The 16300-nt window shown below is 44.4% G+C and carries 21 protein-coding genes; all 21 read left to right on the top strand.

The features are described 5' to 3' along the window. The first annotated feature begins 20 nt into the window (after positions 1 to 20). The 21 genes from yqbG (at position 21) to xepA (ending at position 16248) form a co-directional block, all read left to right on the top strand. Entirely contained in the window at positions 21 to 404 is a 384-nt protein-coding gene (gene yqbG / locus KHQ79_RS12025) for a protein YqbG (RefSeq protein WP_225515281.1), read from the top strand. Then, positions 401 to 757 (top strand): YqbH/XkdH family protein, encoded by a 357-nt coding sequence (locus KHQ79_RS12020; protein WP_225515279.1) that lies wholly within the window; start codon positions 401 to 403, stop codon positions 755 to 757. The genes yqbG and KHQ79_RS12020 overlap by 4 nt, the downstream gene beginning before the upstream one ends. Next, entirely contained in the window at positions 754 to 1239 is a 486-nt protein-coding gene (locus KHQ79_RS12015) for an HK97 gp10 family phage protein (RefSeq protein WP_225515278.1), read from the top strand. The genes KHQ79_RS12020 and KHQ79_RS12015 overlap by 4 nt, the downstream gene beginning before the upstream one ends. A 13-nt stretch (positions 1240 to 1252) precedes the next feature. Further along, positions 1253 to 1693, top strand: a complete 441-nt coding sequence (locus KHQ79_RS12010) for a phage portal protein (RefSeq protein ID WP_225515276.1) — start codon at positions 1253 to 1255, stop codon at positions 1691 to 1693. 3 nt (positions 1694 to 1696) lie between these two features. Next, on the top strand, positions 1697 to 1915 hold the full coding sequence (locus tag KHQ79_RS12005) for a YqzN/YkzM domain-containing protein (RefSeq protein ID WP_225515274.1): 219 nt from the start codon (positions 1697 to 1699) through the stop codon (positions 1913 to 1915). Next, complete coding sequence (locus tag KHQ79_RS12000) at positions 1912 to 3312, top strand: phage tail sheath family protein (protein ID WP_003239116.1); 1401 nt, start codon at positions 1912 to 1914, stop codon at positions 3310 to 3312. The genes KHQ79_RS12005 and KHQ79_RS12000 overlap by 4 nt, the downstream gene beginning before the upstream one ends. A 1-nt stretch (position 3313) precedes the next feature. Beyond that, a complete protein-coding gene (locus KHQ79_RS11995) occupies positions 3314 to 3757 on the top strand; it encodes a phage tail tube protein (RefSeq protein ID WP_003239114.1) in 444 nt (147 codons plus the stop codon). A gap of 88 nt (positions 3758 to 3845) precedes the next feature. After that, positions 3846 to 4292 carry a phage tail assembly chaperone gene (locus KHQ79_RS11990; protein ID WP_003232676.1) on the top strand — a complete coding sequence of 149 codons (447 nt, stop codon included), beginning with the start codon at positions 3846 to 3848 and terminating at the stop codon, positions 4290 to 4292. A 29-nt stretch (positions 4293 to 4321) separates the two neighbouring features. Next, positions 4322 to 4471, top strand: a complete 150-nt coding sequence (locus KHQ79_RS11985) for a hypothetical protein (RefSeq protein WP_003239113.1) — start codon at positions 4322 to 4324, stop codon at positions 4469 to 4471. 1 nt (position 4472) lies between these two features. Then, entirely contained in the window at positions 4473 to 8474 is a 4002-nt protein-coding gene (locus KHQ79_RS11980; RefSeq protein WP_225515358.1) for a transglycosylase SLT domain-containing protein, read from the top strand. Beyond that, entirely contained in the window at positions 8467 to 9126 is a 660-nt protein-coding gene (locus KHQ79_RS11975; protein ID WP_024121074.1) for a LysM peptidoglycan-binding domain-containing protein, read from the top strand. Before KHQ79_RS11980 ends, KHQ79_RS11975 begins: the two co-directional genes overlap by 8 nt. A 15-nt stretch (positions 9127 to 9141) precedes the next feature. Continuing rightward, positions 9142 to 10119 (top strand): XkdQ/YqbQ family protein, encoded by a 978-nt coding sequence (locus KHQ79_RS11970; RefSeq protein WP_225515272.1) that lies wholly within the window; start codon positions 9142 to 9144, stop codon positions 10117 to 10119. After that, positions 10119 to 10385 carry a DUF2577 family protein gene (locus tag KHQ79_RS11965; RefSeq protein ID WP_148981514.1) on the top strand — a complete coding sequence of 89 codons (267 nt, stop codon included), beginning with the start codon at positions 10119 to 10121 and terminating at the stop codon, positions 10383 to 10385. The genes KHQ79_RS11970 and KHQ79_RS11965 overlap by 1 nt, the downstream gene beginning before the upstream one ends. Positions 10386 to 10444: 59 nt before the next feature. Further along, on the top strand, positions 10445 to 10870 hold the full coding sequence (locus KHQ79_RS11960; RefSeq protein WP_060398441.1) for a DUF2634 domain-containing protein: 426 nt from the start codon (positions 10445 to 10447) through the stop codon (positions 10868 to 10870). Continuing rightward, entirely contained in the window at positions 10863 to 11909 is a 1047-nt protein-coding gene (locus tag KHQ79_RS11955) for a baseplate J/gp47 family protein (RefSeq protein WP_148981516.1), read from the top strand. The genes KHQ79_RS11960 and KHQ79_RS11955 overlap by 8 nt, the downstream gene beginning before the upstream one ends. Continuing rightward, positions 11893 to 12471 carry a YmfQ family protein gene (locus KHQ79_RS11950; RefSeq protein WP_225515271.1) on the top strand — a complete coding sequence of 193 codons (579 nt, stop codon included), beginning with the start codon at positions 11893 to 11895 and terminating at the stop codon, positions 12469 to 12471. Before KHQ79_RS11955 ends, KHQ79_RS11950 begins: the two co-directional genes overlap by 17 nt. Further along, on the top strand, positions 12468 to 12740 hold the full coding sequence (locus KHQ79_RS11945) for a hypothetical protein (RefSeq protein WP_225515269.1): 273 nt from the start codon (positions 12468 to 12470) through the stop codon (positions 12738 to 12740). The genes KHQ79_RS11950 and KHQ79_RS11945 overlap by 4 nt, the downstream gene beginning before the upstream one ends. A gap of 2 nt (positions 12741 to 12742) precedes the next feature. After that, positions 12743 to 14860: a terminase gene (locus KHQ79_RS11935; protein WP_375294391.1), complete on the top strand. Its 2118-nt coding sequence runs from the start codon at positions 12743 to 12745 to the stop codon at positions 14858 to 14860. A gap of 11 nt (positions 14861 to 14871) precedes the next feature. Then, positions 14872 to 15201, top strand: a complete 330-nt coding sequence (locus KHQ79_RS11930) for an XkdW family protein (RefSeq protein WP_225515267.1) — start codon at positions 14872 to 14874, stop codon at positions 15199 to 15201. Next, positions 15198 to 15362, top strand: coding sequence for an XkdX family protein (locus KHQ79_RS11925; protein WP_019258164.1), 165 nt, complete (start codon positions 15198 to 15200; stop codon positions 15360 to 15362). Before KHQ79_RS11930 ends, KHQ79_RS11925 begins: the two co-directional genes overlap by 4 nt. A 46-nt stretch (positions 15363 to 15408) precedes the next feature. After that, the gene (xepA, locus tag KHQ79_RS11920; RefSeq protein WP_225515265.1) at positions 15409 to 16248 is read left to right on the top strand and encodes a phage-like element PBSX protein XepA; all 840 of its coding nucleotides are present in this window, start codon (positions 15409 to 15411) and stop codon (positions 16246 to 16248) included. The last annotated feature ends 52 nt before the right edge of the window (positions 16249 to 16300 follow it).

The following is a 16300-nucleotide window of genomic DNA, read 5'->3' as shown; positions in this document are numbered from 1 at the left end:
AGAAACGGGGTGGTCAGCTCATGCTCATTGAACCGACTGACGTAGCCTCCTATTCGGTCTATGATCGAGTAAAAAACAGACAGGAAGAACTGCTGGCGCAGGATATCATCGAGGCGGAAGCGGAAGCGGCTCTCATCACGGGCCATCGCTTTGAAGACAGCGTTTATGACCCGCTGCCCGACAAGGCGAAATTGGCTTTGCTGAAGTTAGCCCAGTATTTTGCGCTTGTGAACAGCGATGAATCAGCCTCATCAAGTTATCAGTCTGAAAAAATGGGGGATTATTCCTACACGGTTTCCGGAGAAGTCGGCATTCAGCGGCCAGTGGTGTATCATTTGCTCGAAGAGTTTATTACGCCGGGCTACGTCCCTGAGTCCTCCAGACTGAAGGTGAGGTCCTTATGAGCTATCAGCGGATGCTCATCCACCGCTGCGACATTTATCATGAAGCGACTCAAGCGCCGTCTGCAGGCCGATTTGGGATTCCGGCGGACAAGCTGCAGCCGGTGACTTCATATCCGGATACACCCGATGAACAAGATGTCCCTTGCTATTTTACTGAAAAAACACAGCAGCTGATCCAGGAGGAGCCTGATCAAACTGTATATCACAGCTTTCTCGTCCATTTTCCGTTGTCAGCGGACATCCGCGTGAACGATAAAATCATTTGGGAGAATCATAAATATATACTAAAGCTGCCAAAAAGGATCAGGCATCATCATTGGGAAGTCATCGCGGTCAGGGATGAAAGCCTATGAAAATAGCGGGGCTGAAACAGCTAAACACGTCATTAAAAAAGGCGGCATCAGGCGGATTTTCGCGTCAGGCGTCCCAGTGGCTTGAAGAGTGCGGGCAAGATTTTCTGGAGATCGTCCAATCTGAGCTCATCAGCACACAAACGATTGATACAGAAAAACTGCTCAGTTCCTTTGAGAAAGGCGCAGAGGACAATCTCTGGATTGTGCAAAGCGGCGGGCTTTCGCTTGTGGTGGGTACACAGCTTGATCACGCCTCATTTCTTAATGACGGCCATTGGACTTCAAAAGAAGACGTGAGATGGGTGCCAGGGCATTTCCAAGGCTCGCGGTTTATTTATGATCCCGCGGCTTCAACGGGAATGGCGCTCAAGAGAAAATGGAACCCGGGCACGAGCTACTGGGATCATGCACTTCTTTTATATGAACAGCTGTTTGAAAAATCGCTGGAAAACAAATTGCGCCAGTGGCTGAAGAAGCTATAAAGGAGGGAACAGGATGAACAGCGAAACAGGATCGATCATGGCATTTTTGTACAGCCGGTGGTCTGTTCCCATTTATGAACGTGAGCTGCCTGATCAGTTTCAGGTGCCGTCGTTATACGTCCCATCGCCATCTGTTTTCGAGGAAACAGATACGGTCTCCACATTTAAAAAAAACTACAGTCTCAATGTGAAGCTGTTTCATCTTGACTCCGTTCAGGCGCTTGATGAAGCGGACAGGCTAGCGGATGCCATCAGAGAAGTGAGAAGTATGATTCCGCTGCTGAGTGAATCAGGTGAGAAGACGGGGGATATGGTCCGCATCACCCGAATTGAGACAAGGGTAGGAGACAGGGGCGAGGCGATCATGGAGATCAGGTGGAGCAGCCGGTATTATTATCACAAAACAGAACAGCCTGTCTTACAGGATATCGACATGAACAGCGGGGTGAAATAAGCGGTGGCAAAGGACAAACAACAGAAGAAGGCTGTACATACAGAGAGCCGGGAAACTCTTTTTGATACAGCGGATTTGATTAAGCACGCGAAGGAGCTGTTCGGCTTTAAGCCGGATATCCTTCAGGGGGCTTTATTTGGCGTGGATCAAACACGTATGACGAAATCAGAAGCCAATCAATTGATTCAAACATTTCTAACCAAGGAGGTCATGTCATTATGAATGGCGGAACATTTACAACAGGAAAAGAAAAAGAACGTGCAGGCATTTATTTTAACTTTAAAACGACAGCGCAGGAGCGGGTGTCACTCGGAGAACGGGGAACAGTCGCACTCCCGGTTGCATCAAGCTGGGGGGAAGCGAAAACGTTTGTCTCCATTTCCAGCGTAGAAGATTTAAACAAAAAAGTGGGCCTCAGCATTGATGATCCATCTTTATTGCTTTTGCGTGAAGCGAAGAAAAATGCGAAAACGGTATTAATGTACCGTCTAACCGAAGGTGTCCGAGCGTCTGCTGATATTGCTGAAGGTGTCAAAGCGACTGCTGTATATGGCGGATCAAAAGGAAATGACATTATCATCCGCATTAACCCCAATGTGCTGGATGCTGCTTCTTTCGATGTGACAACGTATATGGATGAGTCAGAGGTTGATAAACAGACCGTCAAAAAGGCTGAAGAATTAACAGCTAACGGCTATGTCACCTTTACCGGAACAGGCGATCTTTCTTCGACGATTCCGCTCACTGGATCAGAAGGAGAGACTGCAGCTGAATCTCTGAATGCATCTGCAGGAATCCGTTTATCCGGCGGTACGGATAAAGCCCCTGTCAACTCCGACTATACAGATTTCTTAGCCGCAGCTGAAACGGAGAATTTTGATGTGATTGCGCTGCCTGTTGCGGAAGGTGATCAGCTGAAGGCGACATTTGCTGCTTTCATTAAGCGTCTGCGCGACGGTCAAGGACAAAAAGTGCAAGGGGTCACAGCGAATTATGCCGGTGACTATGAAGGCATCATCAACGTAACAGAAGGTGTGCTGCTCGAAGATGGCACGGAAGTTACGCCGGACAAAGCAACGGCTTGGGTAGCTGGAGCAAGCGCAGGAGCAACCTTTAACCAATCACTGACGTTCGTTGAGTACGAAGGCGCCGTTGATGTGTTACACCGCCTTGATCACGATACGATTGTTGAACGTCTGGGTAAAGGCGAATTTTTATTCACATTCGACGCCCGCGATAAATCCGTCAGCGTAGAAAAAGACATTAACTCACTCGTCACGTTTACAGCCGAGAAAAACAAAAAATTTGCGAAAAACAAAATCGTCCGTGTCCTGGACGCCGTAAATAATGATTTAACACGCGAGCTGAAAGCCTTAATTAAATCAAGAAAAGGCAGCGGAAGCGATATTCCGGCGTCTGAAGACGGACTTCAGTATGTGAAAACGATGATCACGCAATACATGACAACTCTTCAGGATGCTGGCGGCATCACTGGCTTTGATTCTGATGAAGATATCACCATTTCAATGAATGAAGACCGTGACGGCTTCTTGATTGACCTGGCTGTACAGCCTGTCGACGCAGCAGAAAAATTCTACTTTAATGTGGAGGTAAACTAATATGGCATTAAAAGCTCAAAACACAATTTCAGGTAAAGAAGGCCGCTTATTTCTTGATGGCGAAGAAATGGCGCACATCAAAACATTTGAAGCAAACGTCGAGAAAAACAAGTCTGAAGTAAACATTATGGGCCGCCGCATGACAGGCCATAAAACAACAGGGGCAAACGGAACTGGAACAGCAACGTTTTATAAAGTCACATCAAAATTCGTGATCCTGATGATGGACTATGTCAAAAAAGGCAGCGACCCTTACTTCACACTTCAAGCCGTCCTGGATGATCAATCCTCCGGCCGGGGCACTGAGCGAGTCACGCTGTACGACGTCAACTTTGACTCAGCCAAAATCGCAAGCCTTGATGTCGATTCAGAAGCGTTAGAGGAAGAAGTTCCGTTTACATTCGAAGACTTCGACGTGCCTGAAAAGCTTTCTGACACGTTTTAATCAAAGCTGAACAAGCCATACGCAGACCTTTCTCAGAAAGGTCTGTTTTTCATGACGAAATCAATCAAAAGACAAGGGAGTTTTTTACATGAGTGAGAAGAACGAAAACGTATATGATCTTTCCTTTTTTATGCCGGGAAAAACAATTGAAGCTGAGGAAATCAAAGTGCCGATCTCAAAGCGTTTTGTTGATAAAAAAGGGAATGTCATTCCGTTTATTTTAAAACCGATTACAACCGAACGAATTGATGAATTGGAGAAAGAAAATACCACATTTAAAAATGTGAAAGGCCGCGGCCGCGTCAAAGATTTAGACTCCCAGCGCTTTTATGCGAGAATTGCTATCGAATCCACTATATATCCTGATTTTCGTTCAAAAGATTTAAGGGAAGCATACAAAACAGCGGATCCGGTAGAAGTCGCCAAACGTGTACTATCTGTGGGGGGAGAGTATGCAAACTGGCTGAATAAAGCTATTGAAATCAATGGTTTTGAGGATGATCTTGAAGATCTAGAAGAAGAAGCAAAAAACTAGTAAAGGATGGTGATAAGGAAGCTGTGTATTTGTATTATGCAATGCATGAGCTTCATTATTCGCCATCCCAGCTTCTTGAATTATATGAAGCACCAAAACACTTTAAAGCTCTTTTATTTGGGTTGATAGGATATAAGCTAGATCTATTAGAAAAAGAATCAAGGAGAGGAGGGAATTAATATCGCAAAATTAACAGCCCGTTTCGATCTCGAAGACAAGGTATCTAAAAAACTAAAACGGATACATAAAGGATTCCAAGAGGTCGAAAAAAAAGTCAAGACCATCAATCGACAAATCAAAATCAGTATCAGAGCTGAAGATCAGGCATTTTACCGTCTGAGAAAAATAAACGACTACATCATTTTAAAATTTGCAAAATCACTTGAAATCAAAGTTGTACTTGATGACCAAGCCACTGCAAAGCTGGAAGCGATTGAACAAAAACTAAAACGGATGCCGAAAGAAACGAAGCTGACTGTATCTTTGGTAGACCGGACAAGAGCTGCGTATAAAAAAATAAAGAAGATGCTATCTAATCAAAAGCTATCATTCCTTTTGATTCCAGATGACAAGGTTACGTCAACAGTTAAAAAAATTATTGGATATATCAAGAAAAATTTAAAAAACGGCTACACAGTTAAATTAAAAGTCATCGATGAAATCACCAAAACAGTTAATCGATTAACATCACTTTTGAGGAAATTTGAAAAAACATATTATGTAAAAGTCGTTATTAAGACAAAAGTATCAGACAAAATCAATAAAAAAGAAAGTCCGATTAACAAAGAAAAGACTAAGAAAGAATCAGACAAATCCTCTGATAAAGGCTCAGATAAAAGTTCTGACCAAAAACCCGGCTGGGTCGGGAAAATTAAAGGATGGCTGAAGGATTGGTGGTCAAAATCAGCTTGGCCATGGATTAAGGATACGCTCAAAGGGATAGGGAAAGCTTTTTTAGATCGTTTCAAAGAGAGATTGTTAGAAAAGCTGAAAAATGATGTGTTTGATAAGATCATTGATAAAATTTTAGGACCCCAAAAGAAGGACGATTCTGGTGAAAATTCCGAAACAGATAATAAAGTCCTTAACCGTAATACAGGAGGAAATTGTTGCTGTTGCTGCTGTGAAGGAGGCGGTAACGGTCCAGGCACTAAAAATAAAAAAACATATAGAAAGAAGAAAAGCCCGACAAAAGCTCCAAACAGAACACTCAAGGTTCCAGGAGAGGTAATAAGAAGACGCCAGAGTGGCACATCTGGTGAAAGTGCACCTCGGACTTCAGGTTCGAAGTTAAAGAACTGGCTCGGAGGCTTAAAATCGCTAGGAAAGGATTCCTCCAAACTAGGAAAAGCGTTCAGAGGAATGGGGAAGGCTGTTCCATACGTAGGATCTGCTTTAGCGATGTTCGATTTAGCTGGAATCAATAAAGATAATGCTGGTGAAAAAGTTGGTTCAATCGGAGGACGCATTGCCGGAGCGGAAGCAGGTGCAACTGCCGGAGCGGAAGCAGGTGCAACAATTGGATCCTTCGTTGGTCCGGAAGGCACAGCAATCGGCGGCGCAATCGGCGGAATTGGCGGCGGTTTAGTAGGCGGAATCGGCGGCGAAGAAGCAGGTAAGAACATTGGTAAGATGTTTGATACTTCTAAGTTAAAGGAGAACATAAGTAATTCACTATTTAACAAAGAGTGGTGGAGTGGAAAATGGAATTCAATCTCTGACACAGCCAATGGGGCAATCACTTGGATTGAAGATACATGGAGTAAAGTTTCAACTTGGTTTGATCAGTATGTGTTTACGCCTATTTATAATGTAGCTGTACCCGTAATTAATTTTATAGTAGGTCTGTTTGCTTATGCATGGGATGGCATATTGGCAGTATGGAATGTTGTCTACCCATGGTTTAAGGATAACGTGTGGGATCCAATAAGCGGAGCGGTTACTACTGTGGCTACAACGATATGGACAGGATTATGTAACGCTTGGACTTTTATTTCTGGAATATGGTCTACTGTTTCTACGTGGTTCATGGACAATGTATGGAACCCTGTGAGTGAAGCCGTAACCACTGCGGCAACATGGATTTGGAGTAAGATTAACGATGCATGGACTACTATTTCTGATATTTGGTCAAGCGTATCAGATTGGTTTTATGATAATGTATGGAACCCGATCGTCACAAAAGTAGATGATATTAAAACTTCAATAAAAGAAAAATTTGATGATGCAAGGAAGTTTTTTGAGGATGCATGGGATGGAATTGAAACTTGGTTTAATGAACATGTGAAAGATCCATTGGTTAAAGTATCAGAGAAAATTGCCGAGAAATTTCAATGGCTATTCGATTTAAAAGATTCAGTTGGAGGTTTCGTTGCAAAAGTAATACACAGGGGGGAGGAAGTTACTCACCTCAAGAAAAAACCAAGCAAAAAGGGTTCGAAAGAGAAAAAAACCAGTTCCAAAACAACTACTAATAACATTTTTGCTCAGTCTCCATCAAATAATAATATGACTGTTTTTCAACAAGCACTGAATCAGAACGCCACAGGCGGCTACATCACCAAACCAACCATCTCGTGGATCGGTGAAGCCGGCAAAGAATTCGTTATCCCAGTTGATAACAATCGAGGCCGAGGGAAGATGCTTCTTTCACAAGCGGCGTCTAAGCTAGGTATGCAAGTCGTAGACGATATGGGTGCCGCTTCGTCTTCCGGTAGACGTCCGGTATCTGTTTCAGGAGGAGCAGCTGTCAGTCCATTATCAGGCTCGGTCTCCCCGGCAATGAACACTGCAAATCTTGCAGGCCAAGCGTCCACACTCGGACAGCAATTTTCTGAAGGCTTTGACAAGGGAATAAGCAACCAACCTGTCAAAATGGAAGACTGGAAAAAGAAAAACATCAATACGCCATTTACACAAATGATTTCTGCCTCACCAAATTTCGGCAAACAAATGGTAAGCGGGTATGCCAAGGGCCAAAACGGTACAGCAACCGGAACAGACGGCTTTTTGCAATCAAAAGTTAAAACGCCGTTCCAAGCTACTGTGAACAAATCGTCCTCATGGGGCACAGGAACGGTCAAAGGCTTTGCCCAAGGACAAAACTCAACCCAAACAGGGACGGCACAGTATGTGGGCACACATATTGACAAACCGTTCCTGCGTTCAAAAGACACATCCAACAGCTGGGGTTCTGGCTTGGTTGGAAACTTTGTGACAGGCATGAATTCTAAATCCAGTGAAGTGAAGCAAGCAGCAAAGGATATGGCGAAGAGAGTGGAGCAGGCTTTCCGTGAGGAATTAGATATCCATTCACCTTCCCGCGTCATGATGAGTTTGGGGCGTTTTGCTTCAATCGGTGTTGTCAAAGGTCTTGGATCAGTAGATGTAAAGAAATATGCTGAAAAACAAGCTGGATCACTGGCGGCGGCCTATTCAGGAATGGGCGCGATGAGCGGTAATGTGAAACAGTGGATTATGGCCGCTCTCATGGCCACAAAGACACCGATGAGCTGGCTTCCGGGACTTATGACAATTGCGCAGCATGAATCCGGTGGCAATCCGAACGCAATCAACCTGTGGGACAGCAACGCAAAAGCGGGGCATCCGTCACAAGGGCTCATGCAGACAATCCCAAGCACCTTTAATGATCATAAAGCACCGGGCATGGGTAACATTAAAAACCCGATTCACAACGCGGCTGCGGCGATCGGCTATATTAAAAGCAGATATGGTTCAATCAATAACGTGCCAGGCATAAAAAGCTTGAATCATGGCGGACCGTATGTTGGATATGCCAACGGCGGACTGATCACAAAAGAGCAAATCGCCCGTGTCGGTGAAGGAAACAAGCGGGAATGGATCATTCCGGAGGAGCGGGGCATACGCGGCCGCTACCTCCTTCAGAGAGCGGCACAGGCTCTTGGTATGGAAGTGACAGATCCGTCTCAATCCCAGCAGTCTGAGCTTTCATCAGGACAAGTTTCCGCTGTTACTTCAGCTAGCCGGCCAACGGCAGCGGTTTCCGGATCAAAAGAGATTTATATTCAATTTAACGGTGACCAGCACTTCCATAATGGACAAGACGCCGAAACCCTTGCGGCGAAAATCAAGCAGGCGCTTGTAGACGAGCTGCAAAAGGATATCAATATTGGAACGAAGGGAGTCGTTGCATTTGACTAAATCCGTATATGAATTTTGGATTTCACAAGGGAAGGACAAGCTGCGGCTCCCCGTTCTTCCCGACCAGCTGAATATTTCAAATACGGTTCAGAATGAGACGGTTAAAGTAGCCAAGTTCGGTGACCTTACATTTATTGACGAACAGGGAGCGAAAGAAATTTCGTTCTCTTCGTTTTTTCCGAAGAAATACAGTCCGATAGCAGAATATCAAAACTTCCCGTCGCCGGAAAACGCGATAACAAAAATTGAAAAATGGATGAAGGCCAAAAAACCGGTTCAGTTTTTGATTACGGGAACCAAAGTGAATCTGACTTGCAGCATTGAAGGTTTTTCCTATAGCGAAGGCCAGCAGGATATCGGCGATCGCTCGTTTGATATTCAATTAAAAGAATACAAAACCGCTTCCCCCCGAAAAATCAAGCAGAAGAAAAAAACAAAGGCAAAACGTCCTTCGAAGGCTTCTCCGAAAACCTATACAGTGAAAAAGGGAGATACGCTGTGGGATATTGCCGGCAGGTTTTACGGGAACAGCACGCAGTGGCGTAAAATTTGGAACGCCAATAAAACAGCCATGATCAAACGAAGCAAACGAAACATCAGGCAGCCAGGCCACTGGATTTTTCCCGGCCAAAAATTAAAGATACCGCAATGAAACAGGTGATGTATGATGATAGAACTGTTCGTCATTAAAGACACAGAGTGGCTTGAGCTGGTAGCAGAAAGCGTATCGCTGGAAGGCCATCGTTATCAGGCGCCGCGCTCCATTGAAGCGACCATCGTTATCAAACAGGGCGACCAGACGTATTACAGCGTCACAGAAGGAGATACAGTCTTGTTTAAATGGAAGGGAAAAGAGCTTTTTCGGGGCATTGTTTTTGCAAGAACGCCGGACGAGCATACGCTTGCTTTCAGCGCGTATGATATGCTCCAGTATCTGGTCAAAAACCAGGATGTGTACGTGTTTTCCAACCAGCGTGCTGATCAGATGATCAGGAGGATTGCCAATGATTTTCAAATACCGACAACCTCGATTGCGAACACAGGCCATACAATCAAAAGCCTTGTGATAAAAAATGATACGACCCTGTATGACATCATCTTAAAAGCATTGAAACAGACGAAAAGCCAGACAGGACGACATTATCAGCTGTATTCGGAAAAAGGAAAGCTCGGTCTGCGCGCTTGGCCAGATCCGTCGGAAGTATGGGTGCTGGAAACGGGTGTCAATATCACGGGATACCAATACAGCACTTCCATAAACGACACTGCAACACGGGTGGTGCTTCGCCGGCAGAAGGACAATAAGACGTATAAAGCGTCTGCCAAGGACAGTTCAGGGTTAAACAAATACGGTGTGCTTCAATATACGGAAACGGTCACAGATGACATCAACCAGGCTCAGCTTCAGCAGCGGGCAGATGTGCGCCTTGCTGAAAAAAAGGGCGTGAAAAAAGAACTGAAAAATATTCAGGCAATCGGTATTCCAGAAGTGCAGAGCGGCTTGCCTGTCTATATTTCCATTCCGGAGGCCGGGATCAAGAAAACCTATTGGGTAGATACGGACCGGCACGAGTTTAAAGGAACGAAACATACGATGACCATTGATGTAGTCGAAAAGAACACCATGCCGGAAGGAGTTTCCTGATGAGATTGAGTGAGGCGATTAAACATTTGGCCGTCGGCGCAGTTGACGCTGAGTCTCCGGTGGAACTGCTCCCGGCTGAAGTCGTTTCGGTTTCTCCTGTGGAAATCAAATTAAAAGAAAACAGCAAACTGATCATACCGGCTGACGCCATCATCATCCCAAAACGGATGAAGTCCGGAGGAGACGATGCACTCGAGCCGGGGGATCGCGTCATGACCGCGGCTCTGACTGGCGGTCAATCGTTTTTTATTTTAGATAAAGTATAGACAAACCGCTTCAGCCACGAAGGGGTTTTTATTTAGCTTGTCATAAAGGAGTGGGCATCATGGCCCTGACACCAGAAGTGGAGTTTGAGGATTTTGAAGATGACAGCGAAGTCATTGAAACCTCGCAAACGTACAAAATAGATTTTGAAAACGGAAGAATTACAAATGAACTGATTACTGGGCTTGAAGCGATCAGACAGTTCGTGTATATCGCCTTACAAACAGAACGATATGCGTACTCCGTATACAGCCATAATGTCGGAAATGAGCTTCAGGACGTGCTTACAGATCACGAGACGACTGATGCCTACAAAAAAATGGAGATTCCGAGGCTGATAGAAGAGGCGCTGGTTTATGACGACCGGATATCTGCCGTAACAGACTTTGAGATAGAAAAACAAGGCGATGCGTTTCATGTTTCTTTTGTGGTTGAGACAGATGAAGGGACACTTGAGATTGAGGAGGTGATTGGCGAAGATGTTTGAAGATCAAACCTTTGAAGATATTATGGAGCGTATGCTGAACAGCATCTCCGCAGATATTGACACAAGAGAAGGCAGTGTCATTTATAATGCGTTAGCCCCGGCGGCGGCCGAGCTTGCGAAGTCATATATATGGCTGGATACTGTGCTTGAGCTGGTTTTCTCTGATACCGCGCAAGGTGAGTTTCTAGACCGGCGTGCAGCGGAAGCGGGGATTGAACGGACAGCCGCGACAAAGGCGGTCAGAGCGGGAGAGTTTACGTCTGGAGTTACCATTCCCGCGGGCTCTCGCTTCTACGTGGATAATCTTTATTTTCAATATACGGCAGACGGGACGCTCATCTGTGAAACACCTGGTGAAGCAGGAAACGCCAATCTGACCGGACGCAATTTACTGTCACTGGATACCATTCCCGGTTTAGAAACAGCCATTGTCAAAGAAATCCTGATTCCGGGACGGGAGGAAGAAGGAGACGACAGCTTAAGAGAACGGTATTTTACAAGGGTTCGGCGTGAGGCTGTCAGCGCCAATAAAATGCATTATAAAGAGTGGGCTGAAGAAGTAGACGGTGTTGGAAAAGCAAAGATCTTCCCGCTTTGGAACGGGGACGGCACGGTCAAAATTGTCGTCACGAATGCTAATCTTGAGCCGGCTTCCGATATCTTAATTCAAAAAGTGAAAGATTATATCGACCCTGAACCAGGACAAGGGGAGGGGCAGGCGCCAATCGGAGCCGTAGTTACAGTGGAAAGCGCGGTCTGGAAGGAAGTTGAGATTTCGGCCGAAGTGCTGCCTGAGATCAATCACTCGATTGATGAAGTGAAGTCGGAAATTGAAGAGGGCGTTTTAAATCTCTTTAAGAAAATGGCGTTCGAAGACAACGTCATCCGCCTATCGCAAATTAACAATATCGTCTATAATTCACCGTCAGTCAGTGATTATTCAAATATTAAAATCAACGGCACCTCCGAAAATCTAGTGCTGAGCGATGTGGAAATTCCTAAGCTTGGGCAGGTGAAGATCATTGAGCAAACAAGATGACATGACAGCGTATCTGCCACCGTTTCTCACCAGCCTTAAAGAAATGGCCGAGCTGCTGAAAGCGGAAGCGCCTGAGTTTGATACACAGAATAACAGCATATTTGATCTGACGGATCAATTATTTGTGCCGACAGCGACATGGGGGCTCAGCCGCTGGGAAAAGATTTTAAACGTGCCGCGGGAATCAGGCGACACCGATGAGATCAGACGATTGCGGCTCATTTCAAAAATGTCGAACATTCCGCCAATCACCTACAGGGCCATTGAGCAGGCGGTGAACCGTTTCTTGAAAAACCCGTCTGCACAAGTCCGCCTGCTTCCCGGCGAATACCGCTTTAACGTGGATATCAATGTTGATGACCTTCAGCACATGAATGAGCTGATTGAAGCCATAGAAAACATGAAGCCCGCTCATTTGGCGTATACGCTCAGAGGCGGATTGAACGAAACGCTCCAAATAAAAGACACAGTCATCCTGAATCACCGCAGATACCGAACAGCCAGTGAGCTGAAGGTCGGTTATTCTGTCACTCTTAACAACAATGAGGTGGTTTTAACTTGATTTCAAGCATATACAGAGAACGCACAGCGGCTGATCTAAAAAGCAGAATCGATCACGTTCTGCTTAACGGACAAAATACAGAAATAGTAGAGCTCTCCATTGATGGGGCGACAGTCACCGTTCTGACAAAACGCGAGGAAGACATCAAGCATATCGAAACGGTGCAAATTTTTGACGAGCTGGGCAACATCATTACAGAAAGAAAAACAGACCTGGACGTCAGCGAAAACAGAACACTCGATTTCAGATTTACTTTTGAGGTGGTGTAAACATGGCATACGAAGAAAAAACAGACTGGCTTCCGGACGACCCCATCAACGAAGACGACGTCAACCGCTGGGAAAAAGGCATAAAAGACGCCCACACAGACCTGGCTGCCCACAAAAACGACATGAACAACCCCCACAACACAACAAAGGCGCAAATCGGGCTGGGGAATGTGGATAATGTGCAGCAGGCAGCGAAGAAGGATTTCGACCAGCATGATCAAGATCAGGTGCGGCATATTACAGGGGAAGAGCGGGACAAATGGAATGGCGGTCAGTTATCTAAGATTACAAATGATAATGGACAACCTATGTTCAATATCACGAGTGATTTCCATACGGAACTGTTGAACTATCCTACATTGACTTATTTTTCTTATACTGGCACACCTCTAAATTCACCAGGCGGCTCAGGAAGAGGATTCTGGACTTGCAGTGACAGTAAATTAAATGGTCATGTAATTGTAATGACAAATGATAATAAAACTTTCCGTAAAACTCTCTTAAACGGCAACTGGTCAAATTGGATTGAATTAGAGACGACGGAGGGCGCTCAAACAAAAGTGAACGCTCATGCAGGTAAGGCGGACATACATGTCACACAATCAGACAAAGACAAGTGGAATAACAGTCAGCTTTTTAAAATTACTGCAGACAACGGTCAAGGAAAACTATACTTAACCGAAACAGATGATTTTCATGAAATTGTTCCGAAGAACACTGGAATGGTTCATTTTGCTTCTGCACCAAATACACTAAACGGCCCAGGTACTTCAGTCAGGGGCTTATGGACAATTAATGCGCCTGGAAATTACGGGCAAATTATCGCTTTTGACAATGCAAATAAAACGTATCGAAAGACGATCTCAGGAGGAACCTGGTCAGATTGGGTTGAATTAGAGACAACAGCTGGGGCAGAGATGAAAGTATCTAATCATGCTAAAGACTCTACAACGCATATTACTGTAGCGGAACGAAATAAGTGGAATGCTGGCCAGTTGTCTAAAATTACAAACGATGCAGGTGGAGTTTTTATTTCAATAGGAGATACCGATGATTTTCTTAGTAAAATTGTAAAATCAGGTGAGAGATTTGGGACATTCTATTCTACTGGTAAGCCAACCAATGCCCCCTCTACTTTATCAACTAGAGGATTTTTTCATTTTACAGCAACTGATAGTAATGGTAATGGAACTTTTGGATACGTAGTAGCAATTGATTATAAGAATAATATGTTTACAAATTATGTTGATGCTAATTTAGGTTGGCAAGGATGGAATAAAATAGCGACGGAAAGCAGTGCACAGGAAAAAGCAGATAAATCTTTAGCGTCTGCAAAAGACTATATAAATTCGAATTTTACAAATGAAAAATTAACTATTCTTACAGGTACCAATGCTATACAAGACGCGAGAACTGGTGGAGAATCTTATCCATCAGGGCTTACCTTTATGGATATTGGCCAAGGAAATACAACAGGTTATCCGCTAGGGTATGGAATTATTAAAAATGAAAAATATAGTAATTATCGTTTTACACAATATTTTTATGGCACAGGTAATGAGACGGGTGTATATACAAATAGTACCGGGACTTGGATACGCCATTGGTGGTCTGGTTCAGGATGGACTCCTTGGGAAAAAATCTCTGGTTTTGGGCATATGATTGCAAAAACTACAGGTAAACAGGCATTGAATAAAGGGGAGCAAAATAAAATATTATTTAAAAATGTATTGAAAGATAGCAATAAACAATATGATTCATCGAACAGTAGATTTATAGCAAGTCATCCTGGTATGTATTTAGTTAATGCTAGCTTATATTTTCAAAATACATTACAGTATTCCAATTTTGAGTTGTATACGTATGTTAATGGTTCACAACATAAATTAATGAATCAGTTTAGAACGCCAGCTCCTAAAGATAACAGTGATTCAAAAGAATTTTATGTAACTGTTACAGGAACAGTCCCGGTAGCACTTGATGCGGGTGATTATGTTGAAATCTACGTTTATGTGGGGTACACAGGTACAGAAACACGGTATATTGTTGAAGATATGTCCATTAGTAAAAATTACTTTGATATCCTAGAACTCGGCGGCCGAAATTACCCTGCAAGATAGGAGGTACAAAAATGATATTATATGACGCAATCATGTACAAATACCCTGACGCAGTTCCAAGAAAAGATTTTGAATTAAGGAATGACGGCAATGGTTCTTATATTGAAAAATGGAATCTGCGCGCCCCCATCCCAACCCAAAAAGAACTCGAATCCTGGTGGGAGGAATTACAAAAAAACCCGCCGTACGAGCCGCCTGATCAGGTGGAACTCCTCGCTCAGGAATTGTCACAGGAAAAGCTGGCACGCAAGCAGCTTGAAGAACTGAACAAAACATTAGGGAGCGAGCTGTCAGATATAAAGCTTTCATTACTTTCCCTGAAAGGAGATCATGCTGAATGAATTATTGGGTGCTTGCCCTCTATTATGAGTGGGCAACAACGGATATGGTCAAACAGGCCGTAGCATATAAGGACTGTTCAATTGAGGATCTGGCAGAAGGTGTGAACAAAAAGCTGATCACTTCTGACCAGTATAAAGAAATTACCGGTAAAGCCATGTAAGGCTTTTTTATTTTGCCTGTTTTTAGAGACCAAAAGGAGGATGAAGATGGTGAAGTATCAATATGAATTTCCTCTCGATAAGACTGGAAAAGCCGGAGCTGTAAAGCCCTACAGAGGAGAAAAAAATGATTTTGTGACGCCTGTTTCGAATTTGTCGGGTGTAGCGGAGATTTTAACAAATGCCGCGCTAAAGGCCACTGAGGCATACAGTCAGCTCGGGCAAGATAGGCTTGGCACAGTTCTGATTTCGAAAGTGAAGGGCTGGGCGTATGCAGATCGTGAAGGCACGCTCTTTATAGAAGAAAGCGACAACAACAATGCTTGGACAACGACAGCAGCAATTAATGTCGCAGCAGGTGTCCTGACGGAAACGGACTGGGTGTATCTTTCTAAACGCTATTACCGCTTCCGCTTTGTGAACGGGAATCTTCAGCAATCAGAGTTTGTTTTATACCAATCAGTCGGCGCGGGAGAAATGGATGTGCGTTTAAGTGAAAAAGCCCCTTTGCAGATTGACTTTTCGGAATATCAAACAGATGATGGACGGCTGAAAGTGGCAGCTGGCAAAACGTTTGACTTTGTCTTTCATGAAAATGCAGAGTCCGCTGGCGAAGGTGCCGTGTTACCTGTGGACGGCGCCGCCCATTTACTCGTTGAGCTGTATGGCACAGCGGAAACGAGTGAGGTGAAATTTTGGGGCAAATCGGTGTCAGGACAGAGACTTCCGATTAGAGGCGTGAAATCTGATGATGACTCCGCTGCCTGCAGTACGTTAGGGAAAGCTGAGGCATGGGCCTTCGATATTAAAGGGTTTAAGGAAATCATCATGGAGATCGTCAGTATCACCGGCGGGACTCTTTCGATAAAAGGAAGCGCTGTTTCATAACCATTTCGGCCCTCGGAAGGGAGGTGATCCGCATGTAAAGGAGGAGTGAATG

Origin of the sequence: Bacillus sp. TSO22 (assembly GCF_020223595.1) — a bacterium.
In the GTDB taxonomy this organism is placed as follows: domain Bacteria; phylum Bacillota; class Bacilli; order Bacillales; family Bacillaceae; genus Bacillus; species Bacillus inaquosorum.
This window is presented reverse-complemented; position numbering and strand designations above follow the sequence as displayed.

Bases quoted from the DNA above. Each gene is read 5' to 3' on its own strand.
- yqbG (WP_225515281.1), top strand. From the start codon at position 21: ATGCTCATTGAACCGACTGACGTAGCCTCCTATTCGGTCTATGATCGA.
- KHQ79_RS12020 (WP_225515279.1), top strand. From the start codon at position 401: ATGAGCTATCAGCGGATGCTCATCCACCGCTGCGACATTTATCATGAA.
- KHQ79_RS12015 (WP_225515278.1), top strand. From the start codon at position 754: ATGAAAATAGCGGGGCTGAAACAGCTAAACACGTCATTAAAAAAGGCG.
- KHQ79_RS12010 (WP_225515276.1), top strand. From the start codon at position 1,253: ATGAACAGCGAAACAGGATCGATCATGGCATTTTTGTACAGCCGGTGG.
- KHQ79_RS12000 (WP_003239116.1), top strand. From the start codon at position 1,912: ATGAATGGCGGAACATTTACAACAGGAAAAGAAAAAGAACGTGCAGGC.
- KHQ79_RS11995 (WP_003239114.1), top strand. From the start codon at position 3,314: ATGGCATTAAAAGCTCAAAACACAATTTCAGGTAAAGAAGGCCGCTTA.
- KHQ79_RS11990 (WP_003232676.1), top strand. From the start codon at position 3,846: ATGAGTGAGAAGAACGAAAACGTATATGATCTTTCCTTTTTTATGCCG.
- KHQ79_RS11970 (WP_225515272.1), top strand. From the start codon at position 9,142: ATGATAGAACTGTTCGTCATTAAAGACACAGAGTGGCTTGAGCTGGTA.
- KHQ79_RS11965 (WP_148981514.1), top strand. From the start codon at position 10,119: ATGAGATTGAGTGAGGCGATTAAACATTTGGCCGTCGGCGCAGTTGAC.
- KHQ79_RS11960 (WP_060398441.1), top strand. From the start codon at position 10,445: ATGGCCCTGACACCAGAAGTGGAGTTTGAGGATTTTGAAGATGACAGC.
- KHQ79_RS11955 (WP_148981516.1), top strand. From the start codon at position 10,863: ATGTTTGAAGATCAAACCTTTGAAGATATTATGGAGCGTATGCTGAAC.
- KHQ79_RS11935 (WP_375294391.1), top strand. From the start codon at position 12,743: ATGGCATACGAAGAAAAAACAGACTGGCTTCCGGACGACCCCATCAAC.
- KHQ79_RS11930 (WP_225515267.1), top strand. From the start codon at position 14,872: ATGATATTATATGACGCAATCATGTACAAATACCCTGACGCAGTTCCA.
- KHQ79_RS11925 (WP_019258164.1), top strand. From the start codon at position 15,198: ATGAATTATTGGGTGCTTGCCCTCTATTATGAGTGGGCAACAACGGAT.
- xepA (WP_225515265.1), top strand. From the start codon at position 15,409: ATGGTGAAGTATCAATATGAATTTCCTCTCGATAAGACTGGAAAAGCC.